Below are 16792 nucleotides of genomic sequence, written 5' to 3' on the forward strand. Positions count from 1 at the left end.
TATGGCGTTTCTGGGCCGCCAAACATGGATGGCCCCGGCAGACTTCGATTGTCACACACACGCGGACGGCCTTCCACGCCCTGATGGCTTGCCAGGCATATCGACGCTTGACCGTAGGGCGCGCTTGTATTAGGTGCCAGGTGAGTTGTTCGGCGCCTTACCCGAAGATGCACTATGCCTTGGACAAGACCTGCAGGCTCAGCCCTAAGCACCCAGTCCTCAGTTCACGACCGGACCACCTCGCCTGAATCGCCCAAGCTTCTTAGTAATCGTAGGAACAATGAGACAGGCACACTCGGGCCTGCCTCAGAGTCTGTGGGGAATTCGGTGGTGCAACGCCCTTGGTTGACCTAATGTCATCAACGCTATCCTCGAAAGATGAACGCGCTGAATCGCCTAGGGTGCAGTAGGCAGGCACCATCCTCACTGGGTGTCCGCTATCGACGAGAAGCAGACAACGCCCACTGCGAAGGTCGGTTCCTTCTTCCATGGAATCCGAAGGTTTGAGCCCACCGTCGCCTAACCGGAGCGCAGCAGCGCCCCGATGACGAAGGCGGAAATCAGGCCCTCCCCCATAACAGTGACGCCACGACGACCAGCAGCACCTTCCGGCGCATTGCCTGCGCGTTGAGCTCCTCCCACCTCCTAACCACGCCATTGACCGATTTCGGGCCCTAGTTCGTTGATGGCGTCGTAGATTGGTCTGGTAAGCCCAGGCTGGTAAATAAGCCCGATCCAGGCCATCCCCAACGCAGCCATCGCGCTCATACGCTGCGCGTTGTCGAGCAGCGCCAGTATCCCGTCAGGAGCGTAGTCCGGACTCAGGTTGGGTCGGTTTCCATACGCGTCCAAAGCCATCAATCCGCCGTGTGTGAAGGAGTGATAGACATTCCACTCTGCCTGATTGAGACGGGTGAAATAGCCCGTTCCTGTAAAGGGAGCGAGCGCATCCACCGCAAGGCCCACGTCAGTCACTTGTCGGATGGGGAACGCGTCGTTCTCGATGAAGGCTTGAGTCTGAGCTTCGGTTGCGCAGGTCGTGAACCACCAGCCCCTCTGCAGGGTCTCCAACATAGGGCGTGCCAAAGCGAAAGCGCTGGCCGCCAGCTCGCTGTCATGAATCTTCACCAGCGAGGTCAGAGCCAAGGCATGGTGAAACGAGAGTCCGAACTCTTGGTATCCGATGTGGTGGGAATCAAGTGCATTGTCGGGAGGCGTCGGAACTTGCATGGCCAGATTGGCAAGTTGGACTTGGAGGGCTTGAACCTGTACGGCGCGCTCAACGATGGTGTTTGCGTTCATCTAAGCTATATATCACGGCGTGACGAACTTATGGCCGGGGAGGGACACCTACCCTTCGTCGAGCACTTTTGTATGAAGGCTCGACAGCCCTCCCAAGAACAGAGGGGATTCCCGCTTATGCCGACGTTGATTGCAGACTCAGCAAGCGGCCGCGATGCTGTAGGCCATCTCGGTAAAAACGATACCTCCAAGTCATCCATGGTGCCCGGACCTCAGGAGCACCTTCGATGACATGATTGATCACTTTGAGGTGAGTGGGGCATCTTAGACGGTTACCGGCTAATTTTGATGTCCGCTTCCGGCCAGGAGCGGACGTTCGAGAATCTTGAATCAAGCAGCGCTGCGAAGCGGCTTCGGCGCGAATGAAAGGTCAGGTCTACTGACCGCTGGTAATGGTCAATGAACTCAGAAACGCTGACGCCGATGCGCGTCCTGTCGTGCTCTGGTTGGGGAAGGCCGCTTGCGCAAAGACCAACCCCTTATGGGTTACGAACATGCGGGCAACGATCGTGACTTGAGAGTTGGTCGCCTCCATCTCCCGACCATGATAAGCGCCGTCCATTCTAGATTTATTCGTGACAATCCTCATGTTCGGCATGCCGTTCTTGAGGCTGTCGATCATTGAATCGAAGTAGGCCTCGCCATCGTCGGAAGCCATTCCGCCTTGTGGTGCCATGGTTCCAAGCATCCGCATGACCGGGCCTTTCTCTACGACATAGGTTGCTCGGTCCGCATTCCCGTTTTGACCTTGGAGAGTGTCCCTCAGGACCCTGGGCTTGTCAGTCCCAAAGTTGACGCTATATATGCGATCGGCAACGAATAGCTTCGGTTTGGTCTGAGCCAACGCGGTAGTGCTAATGAGCAGAGCGACGATTAAGACAATGAAACGCATGAATACTCCAAAGCAGGCTGAATACCTGATAGACGGACCCGTGGGTCCGGCCATACGACTTGTCCACAAAGCACCGAATGGAAGGATTTCCCATTGATACAGCTCAACTCCAGGGTGGGCTGACCCCGGCCAACAGGCCAGAGTAGGAGCCAGCGGTGGGCTCGGCGGCTGCATCAATGACCGCTGAGGTGCTAAATCTGCCATTCCCCTATGCCGGATAGACATCCCCACCCCATTGGCCCCTCCTATGTCCGCTTCCGGCCAGAAGCAGACGTCAGGCTGCCCAATGGAATCAGGACGTCCGAGCCCTGTCTGATGGTGTCTACGCAGCTGAACTAACACACCATGCGTCATGCGGTGGCCCAGGCTGCTACTGGCCGGGAGCCTGATCTGGACTTATCATGCGGATCGGAGATGGCGTACCTCCCTTAACCACCGCAGCTTCCAAGCGGTTGATGACGCCTGCAGTTGCCTGACCTCGGTTGGGGCTGCAGGCTGTTGCCCTGACGCCCCGCTCGCTGGTCAGCCCGATTCCTTGTCGCGGGTGACCATGTTGAAGATCAAACGTTCCAGATTGCTGGATCCTCCGTCCCACCTTGTGAAGTGGACGCTACTTGCCTGCTTGGTCGCTGTATTGGCAGGCAGCGCCTCCGCGTTCTTCCTCCTGTCTCTGGATCTGGCCACCGATTGGCGGCTGGCGCACCCGTGGGCGATCTGGCTGCTCCCCGTTGCCGGCTTTGCAGTGGGGTTGGTGTATCACTTGGTGGGCAAGCCGGTCGACGGCGGCAATAACCTCATCATTGACGAAATTCATCACCCCAAACGGGTCGTACCACTCCGCATGGCGCCGCTGATCCTGGGAGGCACGCTGGTTTCGCACCTGTTCGGTGCCTCGGTGGGTCGGGAGGGTACAGCGGTTCAAATGGGGGCCGCGTTGTCCGACCAGCTCACCGGTCCATTCCGCCTCACATCAGAAGAGCGCCGCATTCTGCTGATGGCGGGGATGAGCGCAGGCTTCGCATCGGTGTTTGGCACACCGCTGGCGGGCGCGGTATTTGGCCTGGAGGTGCTGGCCATCGGCCGGATGCGGTATGACGCGCTCTATCCTTGTCTGGCGGCGAGCATTCTGGCCGACCAGGTGGCTCGCGCCTGGGGCGTCCAACATGCCCACCACACCATTGCCGGGATCGTTCCGATCGGTGTCTGGAGTGTCGTGGCGATGGTCCTGTCTGGAATTCTATTTGGGTGGGTCGGCCGACTGTTCTCCACGTCGGCGCACCAACTCGGGGCGCTGATCAAGCGCCACATCCGCTACGCGCCCCTGCGGCCCTTTCTCGGCGGCATTGTGATTGCTGTCGCCGTATGCGCCCTTGGTTCGCAACAATACATCGGGCTCGGTACTGCAGACATTGCCGGATCCTTCGATCACCCCATGCGCCCGTGGGATTTTGCAGGCAAGTTCGGATTCACCGTCGTCTCGCTGGCATCAGGGTTTAAGGGCGACGAAGTCACCCCGCTTTTCTACATCGGCGCCACCTTGGGCAATGCGTTGGCTCCCTTGATGCATCTTCCGTTTGCCTTCATGGCCGGTATCGGATTTGTCGCGGTGTTTGCCGGAGCTGCCAACACCCCTATTGCAACTACCCTGATGGCCATGGAGCTGTTTGGAGTGGAGATGGGGCCGCTGGCGGCCATCGCGTGCGTCACCGCCTATCTGTTCTCAGGCCACACCGGCATCTACAACGCACAACGCTTGGCGCATGGGAAGCGAACGCTGGAACTGCACGCTGCCGAGCCGCGCCTGTCCGACCTAGCGGCGTTACCGCGCCATCGCCCAACCTGCCATGGCAGCCAGCAACACGACCACGATCGGCGGTGCACGCGCGACGACCAGTAGCCCGAACGCAACCAGCGCCATCGCGACATCCCATCGGTCGTGGATCGCACTCGTCCACACCGGGTCGTACAACGCAGCCAGCAGGATCCCGACGACCCCGGCGTTGACGCCTGCAATTGAAGCCTGCAGGTCCGTGCGGTTGCGCAGGAACTCCCAGACCGGCAGCACCCCTACAAGCACGAGAACGGCTGGCAGGAAAATGACCACCAACAGGGCAATGCCCCCTGCCCAGCCACCCAGCGGCCCCTCGGCCATGGCCCCCAGGTATGCCGCAAAGGAGAAGAGAGGGCCCGGCACCGCCTGCGCCGCACCGTACCCGGCGAGCAGATCCGCCGTGTTCACGGTGCCGCTCTGGACAACCGCGGTCTGCAGCAATGGCAGCACGACGTGGCCGCCGCCGAAGACCAGGGCGCCGGCGCGGTAGACCCCCTCCAACAGCATGGCCAGGGGGGATCCGCTCGCCGCAACCCACACCGGCAGCAGAACAAGTGGCAGCACCAGTAGCACCAGTGCCACCGTGCCGGTTCTTCGCGAGACGGGATAGCCGCCGTCTGATTGGCCGGAAACTGGTTCGATCTTCAGCATCCAGCGACCGAGCAGTCCGCTGAAGATGATCACCACTATCTGGCCGACGACCGAGGGCATTGCCAACGTCAATACGGCGGCGAAAAGCGCCATCCCTGCCCGCAGACGGTCCGGGCATAGGGACCGGGCCATTCCCCATACCGCCTGCGCCACCACGGCAACTGCCACGATCTTCAGGCCATGCAGCCAACCAGAGTCAACGATGCCTTGGTATCGGGCAACGCCCAAGGCGAACAGGATCATCAGCACGGCCGATGGCAGGGTAAAGCCTGCCCAGGCGGCCAGCAGGCCAGGCCAGCCGGCGCGACGCAAGCCCAGCGCCATCCCAACCTGGCTACTTGCCGGGCCTGGCAGTAACTGGCACAGGGCCACCAGATCGGAGTAGCTACGGTCCGTCAGCCAACGGCGGCGCTCGACGAACTCGAGACGGAAATAGCCCAAGTGGGCGATCGGGCCGCCGAACGAGGTCAGTCCCAGTCGCAGGAACGCCAGGAAGACGCGCCACGCGCTGTCGCTTGTTGTGGGATCGAGCGGCGACATGGGGCATGACCTCCTGTGGTTCTCAACGGCGGCAAGCCCAGCCCAGCATTGGGATCACGGCGTCGAGCTGCCGGCGTGCCCGGTCACCAACTCTCCATCTTCCTTTCGGAACGGTCCGGGCAGCGGCGGCAGGATGTCCAGCACCACTTCCGAAGGCCGGCACAGGCGAGTACCCCTATCGGTTTGTACGAAAGGACGATTGATGAGTATCGCGTGCGCCAGCATCGCATCAAGCAGCGCGTCGTCGCCCAGTGCTGTGTCGCCTAGCCCGAGCTCGTCATACGGCGTTCCCTTCTGCCGGATGGCATCGCGCACGCTCAACCCCGCGGCCGTAGTGAGTTCGACAAGACGAGCGCGGCTGGGCGGGTGGGCCAGGTAGTCGATCACTTCCGGTTCGATCCCGGCGAAGCGGATCAGCGCCAGTGTGTTGCGCGAGGTGCCGCACTTGGGGTTGTGGTAGATGACTGCGTTCACGCGCTTTCCTCCTGATTCAAAACGGTCTCGACCACGCCTGCAGCGGCCGCCAGCGCCGCCGCTTCAACGGCGCCCTTGCGCTCGCTGTAGCGGTCGACCAGGTAGTCACTGCGCCCGCGCACCAGAAGGGTGAACTTGACCAGTTCCTCCATCACGTCCACCACGCGATCGTAATACGCTGAAGGCTTCATTCGACCTTCGTCGTCGAACTCCTGCCAGGCTTTGGCGACCGAGGACTGGTTGGGGATCGTCACCATCCGCATCCATCGGCCGAGCACGCGCAGCGCGTTTACCACGTTGAACGATTGCGAGCCGCCGCAGACCTGCATCACTGCCAGCGTGCGGCCTTGGGTGGGTCGCACGCTGCCCTCTTCCAGTGGCAGCCAGTCGATCTGGTTTTTGAATACCGCAGTAAGGGTGCCGTGGCGTTCCGGGCTGACCCATACGTGGCCTTCCGACCACAGCGAGGCCTGGCGCAGCTCCTGCACCTTGGGGTGGGTGGCCGGCACCGAGTCAAGCATCGGTAGCTCATGTGGATCATAGAGGCGGGTTTCCGCCCCAAGCTGCTCCAGCAGCCGCTGCGCCTCAAGCGCCAGCTTGCGGCTGAACGACTGCGGCCGCAGCGACCCGTACAGGATCAGGATGCGTGGCCGGTGTGGCTGCGCGGCCGGATTGTTGAGCTTGGCGGACGTGGGAATGTCCATGGCACCCGGGACCACGTTGGGGATCTGCTGCACGGGGGTCGTCCTGTCATTTTTCTTCGATTATTCTAGAATCATGGAACATAAGAACGCAACTCACGCCTTGGCAGCCCTGGGTCATGCCACCCGCCTGTCGATCTTCCGCCTTCTGGTTCAGGCTGGCAGTGCCGGCAAGTTGGCCGGTGACATTGCCCAGGCGCTCTCCTTGCCTGGCGCCACACTCTCCTTCCACCTGAAGGAACTGCTGGCCGCTGGACTGATCAGCGCCGAGCAACGTGGCCGGACCATCTGCTACCGGGCCGAGTTCGTGGTGATGAACGAGCTGGTGGCCTACCTCACTGAAAATTGCTGTGCCGACGAACAGGCCTGTGAACGCCCCGCAGGCTGCTGACTCCTTACCCCAGAGATCACCAAAATGACCCGTCGTGTTCTGTTCCTTTGTACCGGCAATTCCGCGCGCAGCGTGCTGGCCGAATCGACCCTGAAAAAGTGGGGCGAAGGCCGCTACGAGTCCTTCAGCGCCGGCAGCCAGCCGGCCGGTCGGGTCAATCCGTTCGCCATTGCTCAGTTGCAGCGCGAGGGCTTCCCGGTGGAGGGCCTGCGCAGCAAGTCCTGGGACGAGTTCGCCGAAGCGGATGCCGCGCCGATGGATCTGATCGTCACCGTATGCGACAGCGCGGCGGCCGAGGCTTGCCCGGTGGTGTTCGGCGACTTTGTACGGGTGCACTGGGGCCTGTTCGATCCGGCCGGCGTTGAAGGCTCGGACGAACAGAAGGCCGACGCCTTCGATCGCGCGCACCAGATCATCAAGGCGCGCTTGAAGGCCTTCCTGGAGATCTCCGACAGCGTCTGGGATGACAGCGAGGCCCTCAAGGCCCGGCTCGATCCGATCGCACAGATCAACTGACCGTCCTTCCGGAAATCCCCATGACCACTGATACCTCCCGCCTGTCCTTCCTGGACCGGTATCTCACGCTCTGGATCTTCGCCGCCATGGCACTCGGCGTCGGCCTGGGCGCGCTGTTCGAAGGCGTCCCCAGCGCGCTCAACAGCCTCTCCATAGGGTCGACCAACATCCCGATCGCGATCGGCTTGATCCTGATGATGTACCCGCCGCTGGCCAAGGTGAAGTACGAAGAACTGCCACGGGTCTTTGCCGACAAGCGGGTGCTGATGCTCTCGCTGCTGCAGAACTGGATCGTGGGCCCGTTCCTGATGTTCGGCCTGGCCGTGCTGTTCCTGCGCGACTACCCCGAGTACATGACCGGCCTGATCCTGATCGGGCTGGCGCGCTGCATTGCCATGGTCCTGGTGTGGAACCAGCTGGCACGCGGCGACAGCCAGTACGTGGCCGGCCTGGTGGCATTCAACTCGATCTTCCAGATCGCGCTGTTCAGCGTCTACGCGTGGTTCTTCCTTTCCTGGTTGCCGCCGGTGTTCGGCCTGCAGGGCAGCGTCATCGATGTTAGTGTCTGGACCATCGCCGAGGCTGTTCTGATCTACCTGGGCATTCCGTTCCTGGCCGGCTTCCTCACCAGCCGATGGCTGAAGGCACGCAAGGGCGTGCGCTGGTATGAAGAGAAGTTCCTGCCTGCCATTAGCCCGATCACCTTGGCCGCACTGCTGTTCACCATCGTGGCGATGTTCAGCCTGAAAGGCGGCGACGTGCTGCGCATTCCGATGGACGCGGTACGTATCGCGATCCCGCTGACGCTGTACTTCATCATCCAGTTCGTCATCAGCTTCTTCATGGGCAAGCTGATCGCCAAAGACTATCCCCGTACCACCGCGATCGCGTTCACTGCAGCAGGCAACAATTTCGAACTGGCGATCGCTGTGGCCATTGCCGCTTTCGGCCTGGCTTCGCCGGTCGCATTCGCCGCGGTCATCGGCCCGCTGGTGGAGGTGCCGGTGCTGATCCTGCTGGTGCACGTCGCCTTGCGGCTGGGCAAGCGCTACTTTCCTGCCGATGCACGGAGCCGCTGAGCCATGAGCACCACCCGACACATTCCATTGCTGATCCTCGGCTCCGGCCCGGCTGGCTGGACCGCCGCGGTCTACGCCGCCCGCGCCAACCTCAAGCCGGTGGTCATCACCGGCCTGCAGCAGGGTGGCCAGCTGATGACCACCACCGAAGTGGACAACTGGCCCGGCGACGCGCACGGGCTGATGGGCCCGGACCTGATGAGCCGGATGCAGGCGCACGCCGAACGCTTCGAGACCGAGGTGATCTTCGACCACATCCACACTGCGCACCTGTCCCAGCGCCCGTTCGGGCTGATCGGCGACAGCGCCGAATACACCTGCGACGCGCTGATCATCGCTACCGGCGCCACCGCCAAGTACCTGGGCATCCCCAGCGAAGAGGCCTTCAAGGGCCGCGGCGTGTCGGCCTGCGCCACCTGCGACGGCTTCTTCTACCGTGACCAGGACGTGGTCGTGGTCGGCGGCGGCAACACCGCCGTGGAAGAGGCGCTGTACCTGTCCAACATCGCCCGCAAGGTCTACCTGGTGCACCGCCGCGACACCCTCAAGGCGGAAAAGATCATGCAGGACAAGCTGTTTGCCAAGGTCGCCGCCGGCAAGATCGAGACCGTCTGGCACCACCAGGTGGACGAAGTGCTGGGCAACGACGCCGGCGTCACCGGCGTGCGGGTGAAGTCCACCCTGGATGGCAGCACCCGAGACATCGAGGCGCACGGCTTCTTCGTGGCGATCGGCCACCACCCCAACACCAGCCTGTTCGATGGCCAGCTGAGCATGAACAACGGTTACCTGGACATCCGTTCGGGCCTGGGCGGCAACGCCACCCAGACCTCGGTGGAAGGCGTGTTCGCCGCCGGCGACGTGGCCGACCAGCACTACCGCCAGGCCATCACCTCGGCCGGTTTCGGCTGCATGGCCGCGCTGGACGCCGAGCGCTATCTGGATGCACTTAAGATCTCCGATCAACAGCAGCACAAGAACGCCGCCTGAGTGCAGCGGTGTGAGGAAGTCCAGATGGACAACGTCGATGTAGTGGTGATCGGAGGTGGTCAGGCGGGTCTTTCGGCTGGCTACTTCCGCGTCGCAGCGGGTTGTCCTATGTGCTTCTTGATGCCGAAACGTCACCTGGCGGGGCGTGGCAGCATGCGTGGAAATCCCTGCATCTGTTCTCGCCGGCGGGCTGGAGCTCGATTCCCGGTTGGCCGATGCCTGCCACCCGGGAACCGTACCCGTCGCAGGCGGAAGTGCTCGACTACCTCGCGCGCTACGAGCATAAATATGCGCTGCCTGTCATCCGTCCCGTGCAGGTGAAACGCATCAGCCGCTCGGGGAGCCGGCTACGGGTGGAAGCAGATGACGGCCGGCAGTGGCAGACACGTGCAGTTATCAGCGCCACGGGTACGTGGCGGCATCCCTACACGCCCGAATATGAAGGTCGGGACGCTTTCGGCGGCGTGCAGCTGCACTCGGCCCACTACAGCCATCCCGAACCCTTCGCCGGAATGCGCGTGGCCATCATCGGCAGCGGCAACTCAGGCGCACAGATTCTGGCCGAGGTCTCCAAGGTGGCCGAGACCACCTGGATCACCCAGCGGGAGCCAGCCTTCCTGGCCGACGATGTCGACGGGCGCGTTCTGTTCGCACGCGCAACCGAGAAGTGGAGGGCTCAGCAGGAAGGACGCGAACCGGATCTTCCGCAGAGTGGCTTTGGCGACATCGTCATGGTACCGCCGGTGGTGGACGCGCGCGCGCGCGGTGTACTGGCCTCCGTAACGCCACCCGTCCGTTTCACCGCCACCGGCATGCAGTGGGCAGACGGCAGCGAACGCAACTTGGACGCCGTGATCTGGTGCACCGGCTTCCGGCCGGCGTTGTCGCACCTGGAAGGACTGGGCATGGTCAACGCTCAGGGTTGGGTCGACGTGGATGACACCAAGGTCCGTTCGGTCGCAGAGCCATCGGTCTGGCTGCTTGGCTATGGCGACTGGAATGGCGCAGCGTCGGCCACGCTGATCGGGGTGACCCGATACGCGCGCGAGGCAGTAAGGCAAATCAGCGACTACGTCGGGGCTGTTTCTCCGCTGCCATCTGGCGAGTGAGCCTCGGCGCCATTGCCCAGGGCCCGCACCTGCGCTTGCAGGGTCATGCGGTCCAGCGCTTCAGGCTTGAGCGCCAACAGCAATCCGAGACGGCGCTGGAGCTGGTGAAGCGTGCTCAGGAACGCCTTGTGGACCTGCTCAGCGCTGCCCTGCACTGCGGCCGGGTCGGGGATACCCCAGTGTGCCGTAACCGGATGACCTGGCCACACTGGACACGCTTCTCCCGCGGCGCGATCGCACACGGTTACGATGAGATCCATCTGCGGTGCCTCCGGACCTGCGAATGCCTCCCACGGCTTGCTCGACAGCCCTGCAACGTCGAAGCCAATCTCCGAGAGCACCTGCAGGGCCACTGGATGAACTACGCCCTTGGGATGACTGCCGGCACTGTAAGCGCGGATACGTTCACGCCCTAAATGGCTGGCCAGTGCTTCGGCAAGAATGCTGCGCGCCGAGTTGCCTGTGCAGAGGAACAGAACATTCAGGGTACGCATATCATCGCAACCACTAATCTAGAATAATCGAAGTATTGCCTTGCCATATGTCAATTCGATGACTGCCGAAAAGGAAGCGGGCACCTCTCGGTGCCCGCATCGCTCATTCAATGACCCGACGACAGCGCGGCGCCTGGCGTCCGGTGCTTTCCCAGGCGGTCGACCAAGGTTTCACTTGCATCGTTGAGACCGAACACCTCAACGGTCGCGCCGTGCTCGCGCAGCTTCATCACTACCCGGTCGAGCGCATCAACGGCGGTCAGGTCCCAGAAGTGGGCGTCCTTCAGATCGATGATGACGTCCTTGGGGACATCCAGATAGTTGAAGCTGCTCACGAACTGTCCGGCAGACGCAAAGAACACCTGCCCCTTCACAACGTAGACGCGCGAGTCGGTGTCGACCTGGGTGTCGTCGATGATCAGCATCTTGCCGACCTTGCGGGTGAAGAACACCGCCGACAGGATCACGCCTGTCAATACGCCTTTGGCGAGGTCGTGGGTAGCCACGGTCACGACGACCGTGCCAATCATCACGACCGAAGAGCTCTTGGGATGAATGGCCAGCTCGCGCAGCGAGCGCCAGCTGAAGGTGCCGATGCTGACCATGATCATCACCGCTACCAGTGCGGCCATTGGAATCTGACTCACCAGGTTTGACCCATAAACAACCAGAAGGAGCAAAACCACGCCGGCCACCAGGCACGAGAGGCGGCCCCGGCCACCGGACGTGATGTTGATCACTGACTGGCCGATCATTGCACAGCCCGCCATGCCCCCGAAGAAGCCCGTTACGGTGTTAGCCAAGCCTTGGCCCCCACATTCGCGATTCTTCTGACTGGGGGTATCGGTCATGTCCTCGACGATCTGCGCGGTCATCAGCGATTCCAACAAGCCAACGACCGCCAGAGTCCCCGAAACCGGCAGCAGGATCTGGAGTGTTTCCCAGGTAAATGGCACATCCGGAATCAGGAACGACGGCAGGCTGTCAGGCAGCGCACCCATGTCGCCGACGGTGCGCACCTGAAAGCCAAAGTACATGGAGGCGGCCGTGAGAATCACGATCGCCACCAATGCCGAAGGAACGGCTTTGGTCAGCAGCGGCAGCAGGTAGATGATTGCCAGACCCACAGCACAGATCGCATACACCATCCACGGCATACCGATGAGCTCGGGCAGCTGCGCCATGAAAATCAGAATCGCCAGCGCGTTCACGAAGCCGGTCACCACCGAGCGCGACACAAAGCGCATCAGTGAGCCCAACCGCAGGGCGCCGGCCAGCATCTGCAGCACGCCGGCCAGGATGGTGGCGGCAAACAAATATTGGATGCCGTGCTCGCGCACCAGCGTGACCATCACCAGCGCCATGGCGCCGGTCGCAGCCGAGATCATGCCAGGACGGCCACCGGCAATGGCGGTGATGACGGCGATGCAGAACGAGGCATACAAACCCACCTTTGGGTCGACGCCGGCGATGATGGAAAACGCGATTGCCTCGGGAATTAGGGCTAGCGCAACGACGATGCCCGACAACAGGTCACCACGGATGTTACCGAGCCATTGCTGGCGCAGGGGATAAATTGCAGACATAGGAAATGATCTCCACGCACAGCCGTGCGCGCCAAACGAAAGAAACAGGCACCCTTCCAGACCTAAGTGTCTGGATCGCTTCTTCAATCAAGCGTCAGGGTGGAGTCATCGCTGGCCGATCCGTTAGGTATTTGACGGTCTATTGTAGACCGGCATAGCGCCTGAGGGGAAATCCGGCATCGCGGTCGCTTCGGTGCACTCTCAAAGCTGCCTTGCCAGACCCGAAGATCATTTAGCGGGCGAGATGATCCTGATGTGTTGGGGCCTGCTCAAAGCCGTGCATCCGGACGCAACCAGGCGCCCAATCTCTCTTGATGCACGATGCTTCCGGGCACCAGCGATGAGTGGCGCGCCAGGCTCAAACTGCTCGCGTACAACCCCGTCAAGATCGAGGTCGTTAGCTTTATAAACGATCAGGTGCTACCCGCACTCCAAGAGGTTGCGGTGGAGCTGCGCCAGCAGGATCCTCCGGTTGAAGGTACCCAAAGAGACGACGATGGACGAGCCTGGCCTCGCGTTGGTCATGGCGAGGAAATGGACTTCTTCTACTCCGTGCGTCCGCAGCCTTACGAACCGGCCACCTTCGCGTTGTAAGGCCCGCGCCCCCCCGGAGAGCGAACGCACCCGCCACTATCGGGCGGAGGTCTATCTGCGCGAACGCGGACAAGACTACGACGTTATGGGTTGGCCAAAGGTGCAATTGATCCACGATGTGCTGGACCAATACGAGCGCCACCGCCAGTTCCTGGATGACGTTCGCTGATCAATGCCCCGGCTAACCGGTATCGATTGGCCGGGACTTGGGCCCGGGATGCCGTAGATACAAATCGGGAACCTGTTCTAGGCCTTGGGTGCAAACCTCAATACGACCGCTCCCAGCAGCGCGGAAAGCAGCGACCCAAGCAAGATGCCGACCTTGGCCTCCTCAACGAACGTGGGGTCCAATGGGAACGCGAGCGAGCTGATGAAGAGGCTCATCGTAAAGCCAATGCCGCAGAGCAAACTCACGCCGTAGATCTGCAGCCACGATGCACCGGCTGGCTTTTCAGCAAGCCCGGTCTTTACCGCAAGGGCAACACCACCGAACACGCCAATTTGCTTGCCGACGAAGAGCCCAGCAGCGATGCCCAATGGCAGCGGCGCCAAAATAGCGCTGATTGAGATCCCAGACAGATCCACGCCGGCATTGGCAAAGCCAAAGATTGGCACGATCGCGAAGCCAACCCAAGGGGCAATGCCGTGCTCCAAGCGAACCAGTGGCGACTTAGCGCTTGCGCCGTAGGGGATCAGGAATGCACCGACGACACCTGCGATCGTGGCGTGGACGCCTGAAAGAAGCGTCGCAAACCACATGGCCAAAAGTGGCACCAAGTAGGGCCAGAGCCGCTCTACGCCATTTCTCTTTAGCGCATACATGGCAAGCCCCGCACCGACTGCAGCCGCCAAAGCTCCGAGGTTGAGGAACGAGGTGTAAAACAGGGCAATGATAGCCACTGCACCCATGTCGTCGATGATGGCCACCGACAGCAGCAAGAGCTTCAGGCTCGGAGGCGCGTACCGCCCCAGAAGCGCCAGCACCCCCACCGCAAAGGCAATGTCTGTAGCCGCAGGAATGGCCCAACCGTTGGACAAGGAGGGCTCGTGCCGAGATGCGATCAGAAAGATCAGAGCAGGAAGCGCCATGCCTAGCAGCGCAGGCACAGCCGGTAGTCTGCGCTGCTGCCAGGAGGACAACCGCCCACTGATAAGTTCCCGCTTGATCTCCAAACCCACAAGAAGAAAGAAGATCGCCATCAGCCCGTCGTTGATCCAAAGGTGTGGCGTCATTGGCCCTAGTTTGTCGCTGAGAACCGGGCCGGTATGAGCATGCAGAAATGCGAAATAGCTGCCCGCTGCTGGGCTGTTGGCCAGCGAGATTGCGACCATCGACGCCATCATCAGTGCGACACCCGCAGATGCCTCGTTGGCGAGCATCCGCTCAAATATGCTGCGCGGTCGTTCTATGGTTGTCATCGTGTTCTCTTAAAGCAAGGAGCGAACAAACCGGACAGGCACGACCAGACTCGACGCACCTGAATGGTTCGTCAGCTCATGGTTGATCGAGGTATGGAAGATGTCACCCAGCCCCAGCATGTGAGAGCTGTAAAACATCGAGATGGTCGGAACTCTGGGGTATCAGCATGCGTAGCCTCGGAAAACGACAGGTCGTTCTCCGTAATCGGGACCTACCCCCGGGCGCACGCAGCACACGCCGTAAGTCGATTTTACGGATCAAACCCGAAGGGTCAAGCACCCACCCCTCGGCCGGGTTGTCAGTGTTCAGAGGGCGGATGTCGCGATGCGTGGTCGCGGACAGGCTGTGGATGGCTCGCCGCGCGCACTGCGCCAGCAACTGCCCGATCAGTTCAGTTCAAGGCGCGACTTTCGTCCGCTTTCGGCCAGGAGCAGCCCTTCTTTGAAAGCAGCAGGGGGCGCCGCCAAATGGAAGCTTCGCGTGTTTGCAGGTAGGCGGGCATTCCTTCATCAAAGTATCGCTGCTGAGCGGAGCGTGAGGGAGAACACCAAGCGCCGCAGCACTCCTATCACCCGCCCAGCACGCTCTTTAGGACGACATTGCGCGCGCCAAAATAAGGTTGAGCTGATCTACCATCGATCCTTCCTATGCCAGTACTCAGCTTGTCCTTGGGCACAGGTCAGGGCTTGCTTTAGCGCCTGAACTTGGGACTCCGTAACGCCATCCTCAACAATGTCTTCGCAGGCGCTTTCAAGTGCCCAATACACCGGAGCCGCTCGGTTAATGTAGTGCAGCCACTCGTTCAACTCACGGTGCGTTGGGACGGTCGCGGCGTGCACGTGTCCTGCCAGGCCGGCGGATAGATCTCGCAGCGCCATCGCCACATCCCAAGGCTGATTGATCGTAGACATCAGCAAGGCTCCTGCTTCTTGGGCATACGCATAATTGGGCGAATGGATTGATCGGGGCTTGTGCCATTAGCACTGGCGGGGACTCGAGGTGATCGCATCAAGATTCCCTTTGGAGGACACAGCATACGCTTGGACTTCATCTCTTGTGGCTCCTGCGGATCAGCCGATCAAGGAGACCTGTAGTCCTTCGTGGTCTCCCGATCGGCGCCTCGGGTCCGATAGCGACCTTTGTAAAACGCTCGATGTGGAAGGATGCCAGCTTTCGGCCGAAAGCGGACATCGAAGCGATGCGGTGCACGAGTGTGCAATCGTCCTATGACGAGCTCATTCTGATCCTTAACATTGACACCGTCGAGCGATGTCAGCGGAATTCCTACGTAGCAACTATCCAGTACAAGCCGAAAGAACACTCCATGCGGACGTATTGCGGTGAATTGAGCAGCTGGGTAGCGTTGGCGAACTGCTTCCGCGCCCGGGCCGCCATCTCGAAAAATCACGTGCAGGTGTGCTCATTAGTTCGGGCGCGACCGCTGTAGGGCCTGCTACCTTTGTGCAAGAGCGACAACTGCGGATTGTGCTACACCTAGAGCAACGGCTTCATCCAAGAAGTGCCGACGTGACATCGCCTCGATTGACTTTGCGACGTCACAGCTGCCCTGGAGGTTGGCGATGGCGAAGCGAAATGCTTCATTTATTCTTCGAGCGGACGTCTCGGGGATGGCGAGCCGTTGCTTCCTCAGGCGGACCTGATAACGAGCGTGATCCTCACTAAGGGCAAGCTTAAACGAGAGTCCTTTTGCCCTGACTCGCGCCAGCTCCTGTGCTGACGGGAGTATGCAGCCCACCCTATGGAGTAGCTCTCCCATCAGGCGAGCCAATGCGTCCCTCTCCTGTGCGACGGATCCCCGAGCAGCCGGAACCTCAGGGCAGAAGCCATCGCCAAACGGCAATGCGGAGGCGGCCTCTTCAGGGCGAAGCAACATCCCCAAGACAGATGTTCCGTGCCTTGCAGCCACCCCCAGTAGGTCACCCAGTTCGACCGGCCAGCGACGATCGCGAAGACTAGGGGATATAGCGGCAATCCGGGCCCTCGGTGGTGACCCGTGCGGTGCAACTTGCTGGCCGCATGCACCGGCCCCCCGTCGAGGGGTCGTGTTGCATGCATCTACAGCGTTCCGGAATCGAACCAAGCCCCCGCGCTCTAGCAGTTCGCCTGGGTGCGAAGAGCTCCATTCAAGGAGTTCCTCAATGCAGTGGTTAGTCCACGCCTGTACTCTGCTCGGAGCTGCCCTGAATCGCCCAGGGTTCCGT

16 protein-coding genes and 1 riboswitch are annotated in these 16792 nt (G+C 61.3%); of the genes, 7 read left to right on the plus strand and 9 right to left on the minus strand.

All coding sequences use genetic code 11. The annotated features are described in order from the left end of the window. Positions 1–645 precede the first annotated feature (645 nt). Positions 646–1302, minus strand: coding sequence for a hypothetical protein (locus J7J08_RS13150; protein ID WP_214906354.1), 657 nt, complete (start codon positions 1300–1302; stop codon positions 646–648). 376 nt (positions 1303–1678) lie between these two features. Next, positions 1679–2194, minus strand: coding sequence for a hypothetical protein (locus J7J08_RS13155; RefSeq protein ID WP_214906357.1), 516 nt, complete (start codon positions 2192–2194; stop codon positions 1679–1681). Between the two features lie 401 nt (positions 2195–2595). Beyond that, positions 2596–2666, plus strand: a riboswitch (Fluoride riboswitch). Between the two features lie 78 nt (positions 2667–2744). Between J7J08_RS13155 and J7J08_RS13160 the strand changes: the two genes are divergently transcribed. After that, complete coding sequence (locus tag J7J08_RS13160; protein ID WP_214906360.1) at positions 2745–4091, plus strand: voltage-gated chloride channel family protein; 1347 nt, start codon at positions 2745–2747, stop codon at positions 4089–4091. Here J7J08_RS13160 and chrA read toward each other — a convergent pair. From chrA to arsH, 3 genes are read right to left on the minus strand one after another with little or no spacing between them, the layout of a single operon-like run. Continuing rightward, complete coding sequence (chrA, locus tag J7J08_RS13165) at positions 4014–5216, minus strand: chromate efflux transporter (protein ID WP_214906363.1); 1203 nt, start codon at positions 5214–5216, stop codon at positions 4014–4016. The genes J7J08_RS13160 and chrA overlap by 78 nt on opposite strands. A 54-nt stretch (positions 5217–5270) precedes the next feature. Beyond that, the gene (arsC, locus tag J7J08_RS13170; protein ID WP_214906366.1) at positions 5271–5690 is read right to left on the minus strand and encodes an arsenate reductase (glutaredoxin); all 420 of its coding nucleotides are present in this window, start codon (positions 5688–5690) and stop codon (positions 5271–5273) included. Further along, positions 5687–6427, minus strand: a complete 741-nt coding sequence (arsH, locus tag J7J08_RS13175; protein ID WP_214906369.1) for an arsenical resistance protein ArsH — start codon at positions 6425–6427, stop codon at positions 5687–5689. The genes arsC and arsH overlap by 4 nt, the downstream gene beginning before the upstream one ends. A 40-nt stretch (positions 6428–6467) precedes the next feature. On the opposite strand from arsH, the gene J7J08_RS13180 reads away from it, so the two are divergent. The 5 genes from J7J08_RS13180 (at position 6468) to J7J08_RS13200 (ending at position 10476) form a co-directional block, all read left to right on the plus strand. Continuing rightward, positions 6468–6782, plus strand: coding sequence for a metalloregulator ArsR/SmtB family transcription factor (locus J7J08_RS13180; protein WP_214906372.1), 315 nt, complete (start codon positions 6468–6470; stop codon positions 6780–6782). Between the two features lie 24 nt (positions 6783–6806). After that, positions 6807–7298, plus strand: coding sequence for an arsenate reductase ArsC (locus J7J08_RS13185; RefSeq protein ID WP_214906375.1), 492 nt, complete (start codon positions 6807–6809; stop codon positions 7296–7298). Between the two features lie 20 nt (positions 7299–7318). Beyond that, positions 7319–8377 carry an ACR3 family arsenite efflux transporter gene (arsB, locus tag J7J08_RS13190; RefSeq protein WP_214906379.1) on the plus strand — a complete coding sequence of 353 codons (1059 nt, stop codon included), beginning with the start codon at positions 7319–7321 and terminating at the stop codon, positions 8375–8377. Positions 8378–8380: 3 nt separating this feature from the next. After that, positions 8381–9367, plus strand: a complete 987-nt coding sequence (gene trxB, locus J7J08_RS13195) for a thioredoxin-disulfide reductase (protein WP_214906382.1) — start codon at positions 8381–8383, stop codon at positions 9365–9367. A 110-nt stretch (positions 9368–9477) separates the two neighbouring features. Further along, a complete protein-coding gene (locus tag J7J08_RS13200; protein WP_343237732.1) occupies positions 9478–10476 on the plus strand; it encodes an ArsO family NAD(P)H-dependent flavin-containing monooxygenase in 999 nt (332 codons plus the stop codon). Here J7J08_RS13200 and J7J08_RS13205 read toward each other — a convergent pair. Together J7J08_RS13205 and J7J08_RS13210 are read right to left on the minus strand one after the other, a co-directional pair. Further along, positions 10437–10970 (minus strand): arsenate reductase ArsC, encoded by a 534-nt coding sequence (locus J7J08_RS13205; protein WP_214906384.1) that lies wholly within the window; start codon positions 10968–10970, stop codon positions 10437–10439. The genes J7J08_RS13200 and J7J08_RS13205 overlap by 40 nt on opposite strands. Positions 10971–11077: 107 nt before the next feature. Then, the gene (locus J7J08_RS13210; RefSeq protein WP_214906387.1) at positions 11078–12556 is read right to left on the minus strand and encodes a SulP family inorganic anion transporter; all 1479 of its coding nucleotides are present in this window, start codon (positions 12554–12556) and stop codon (positions 11078–11080) included. Positions 12557–12877: 321 nt separating this feature from the next. Between J7J08_RS13210 and J7J08_RS13215 the strand changes: the two genes are divergently transcribed. Continuing rightward, positions 12878–13150, plus strand: a complete 273-nt coding sequence (locus tag J7J08_RS13215) for a hypothetical protein (RefSeq protein WP_214906390.1) — start codon at positions 12878–12880, stop codon at positions 13148–13150. A gap of 246 nt (positions 13151–13396) precedes the next feature. Here the strand turns inward: J7J08_RS13215 and nhaA are convergent, their stop codons facing one another. Together nhaA and J7J08_RS13225 are read right to left on the minus strand one after the other, a co-directional pair. Then, positions 13397–14569: a Na+/H+ antiporter NhaA gene (nhaA, locus tag J7J08_RS13220; protein WP_214906393.1), complete on the minus strand. Its 1173-nt coding sequence runs from the start codon at positions 14567–14569 to the stop codon at positions 13397–13399. Positions 14570–15199: 630 nt separating this feature from the next. Then, the gene (locus tag J7J08_RS13225) at positions 15200–15481 is read right to left on the minus strand and encodes a hypothetical protein (protein ID WP_214906396.1); all 282 of its coding nucleotides are present in this window, start codon (positions 15479–15481) and stop codon (positions 15200–15202) included. Positions 15482–16792: the final 1311 nt, after the last annotated feature.

Origin of the sequence: Stenotrophomonas sp. ISL-67 (assembly GCF_018612915.1) — a bacterium.
Taxonomy (GTDB): Bacteria; Pseudomonadota; Gammaproteobacteria; order Xanthomonadales; family Xanthomonadaceae; genus Stenotrophomonas.

Coding starts and splice junctions, on each gene's coding strand:
- chrA (WP_214906363.1), bottom strand. CDS start 5,216: ATGTCGCCGCTCGATCCCACAACAAGCGACAGCGCGTGGCGCGTCTTC.
- J7J08_RS13150 (WP_214906354.1), bottom strand. CDS start 1,302: ATGAACGCAAACACCATCGTTGAGCGCGCCGTACAGGTTCAAGCCCTC.
- J7J08_RS13205 (WP_214906384.1), bottom strand. CDS start 10,970: ATGCGTACCCTGAATGTTCTGTTCCTCTGCACAGGCAACTCGGCGCGC.
- J7J08_RS13215 (WP_214906390.1), top strand. CDS start 12,878: ATGCTTCCGGGCACCAGCGATGAGTGGCGCGCCAGGCTCAAACTGCTC.
- nhaA (WP_214906393.1), bottom strand. CDS start 14,569: ATGACAACCATAGAACGACCGCGCAGCATATTTGAGCGGATGCTCGCC.
- J7J08_RS13185 (WP_214906375.1), top strand. CDS start 6,807: ATGACCCGTCGTGTTCTGTTCCTTTGTACCGGCAATTCCGCGCGCAGC.
- J7J08_RS13225 (WP_214906396.1), bottom strand. CDS start 15,481: ATGTCTACGATCAATCAGCCTTGGGATGTGGCGATGGCGCTGCGAGAT.
- J7J08_RS13210 (WP_214906387.1), bottom strand. CDS start 12,556: ATGTCTGCAATTTATCCCCTGCGCCAGCAATGGCTCGGTAACATCCGT.
- J7J08_RS13160 (WP_214906360.1), top strand. CDS start 2,745: ATGTTGAAGATCAAACGTTCCAGATTGCTGGATCCTCCGTCCCACCTT.
- trxB (WP_214906382.1), top strand. CDS start 8,381: ATGAGCACCACCCGACACATTCCATTGCTGATCCTCGGCTCCGGCCCG.
- arsB (WP_214906379.1), top strand. CDS start 7,319: ATGACCACTGATACCTCCCGCCTGTCCTTCCTGGACCGGTATCTCACG.
- J7J08_RS13155 (WP_214906357.1), bottom strand. CDS start 2,194: ATGCGTTTCATTGTCTTAATCGTCGCTCTGCTCATTAGCACTACCGCG.
- J7J08_RS13180 (WP_214906372.1), top strand. CDS start 6,468: ATGGAACATAAGAACGCAACTCACGCCTTGGCAGCCCTGGGTCATGCC.